1 pseudogene is annotated in these 1,740 nt (G+C 56.5%); it reads right to left on the bottom strand.

Annotated features, from left to right (window positions below):
- Positions 1–505, bottom strand: a pseudogene (locus tag GHO25_RS26355) (hypothetical protein); the annotation flags it as partial.
- Positions 506–1,740: the final 1,235 nt, after the last annotated feature.

Raw genomic sequence — 1,740 nt, 5'->3', positions numbered from 1 at the left:
GTGGGTCGCTTTGCCGAAGGGCTTGGTGTGCAAGGCTTTGCCGTGCAACTATGTAGTTTCGACCCAGCGAAGCTTGCCACGGCTTTTCGTAATTGAGGGCGTCGAGCAAATTTGCCCAAGTAGGGGCTTCCCCTGGCTTCGCGTTGTGAGGCAATGCAGGTTTAGGCTCGGGTTTATGCTCGATCAGCCGAAGTGATTGTTGCAGCTCTTGTATCTCTGCACGCAGCAATCGAACCTCTTCAACCAACGAGTGTAGGGCTGGGTGTAAGGCGTCCATTTCAGGTGTAGGGGAAGTGTAGGGCGAGGGTGTCGGGTCAAGTGTAGGGCGGTGTAGGGTGATCCCCTGTGGTTCGCCATAAACACGGATCATTTCTGATAGGTCGATAACCTTTTGCCCTTTACCGTCTAGGCCTGCAGTTACACGGCCTTTAGACACGGCCTCATGCAATGTTGACCGGTGTAAACCGTAGAGTTTTGCCATGCGGCCGATGGTTAATTTTGCCATGTAGGGCAGTGTCGGGTTCTGTCTGTAGGGTGCCCTACAGTCTACTGCTATTTATGAGACTTAACCGACCATTCCCTAACGCGGTCCGGGGGACCTTGTTGGCTACCGTGCTGGTAGGCAGCACAGCTGCCAGACCCACACGGCAGCTTGTGAAAGACACAGGGTTTGCGCTGAGCGAGCAAACGCAATATCTTTGGGTAATAGATACATAGCATTAAAACGAAAAAACCCTGCCAAGGCAGGGTTTCATTCGGGCCAGCGGCGACGGCAATCGCTCTGGCCAAGGTCTCGGGGAATCTCTGCTTTTCGGTGCGGGGAACGAGACCTGGTAAGCCAATTCTGTCGGGAAAACTCCCGTCTGTCCAGCTTCCAGCCTCCCCCGACACCTCTTCCCGACGCTTGGAATCAAGATGCTTTGGGCCCGGGAAGTAATAGCTGCCGATCAAGGGGATCTCTTCACAGCAGCCGGTATAGCCGGTTAGGTGCGACCCGAAAGGGCGAGAAGGCAACGGCAGGGCAGCGTAAAAACCCAACCACGGGCGCTGTCACTGTCCTAAAACCCACCAACCGCCAGACGCCGAAGAGGGCAGGGGGCGCAGTGGTAAACAATCCCCGAAAGTCTGGAACGCCTGTTGGGAGTGGGAGCCGGGTGGTCGCACCTGGAACAAAATCCTCACTGCGTGGAGTCATGCGAGACGCTTTTTTTAAAAGCCGATCGTAGGGGCTCCCACGCCAGTGGGAGCCATCAAGAGCGTCGCGTAGCCATCATTATTGCCGCCAGTGGGCGGCCTTAGACTGGCGTCAGCCATCATTGCTCGTGCTCTTGTCTCTCAGGGTTATTACCCGCTTTGGATCTTTCCCAGCGAGTGGGGGTCCCCCTTTAGGGGGTCGAGCTGGTGAGCGCGTAGCGCGAATGCTCTTGGCTTTTTGCCCTTTTGTACCTTTTCACCTTTATACCTCTCCTATTGGCGTTCTATTGCTGAAGCAATAGCCAACGCAATAGAACGACCAATAGAACGCCACATAGATAATCCAAGACAAAAGCAGAGCAACAGCGCGCCATCCCTACGGTCTGTCGTGGCCGCCCTGCGGGACGCCCAAACCTTCCGGGGGAGCGCCCCGTCAGGCTTTCAGGGTTCCGACTCGCTGCGCGAGCCTCCACCCTCTTTCCTCCCCTGCGCCCTGGACGGGCTTGTCTCGAAAATTCACCCGCGTGCGCGCCCGGCAAAGCCGGA

Source organism: Pseudomonas sp. FSL R10-1350, from assembly GCF_009600525.1.
GTDB lineage: Bacteria > Pseudomonadota > Gammaproteobacteria > Pseudomonadales > Pseudomonadaceae > Aquipseudomonas > Aquipseudomonas helleri.
Note: the sequence above shows the minus strand (reverse complement) of the source record. Positions and strands in the feature narration are given on the sequence as shown.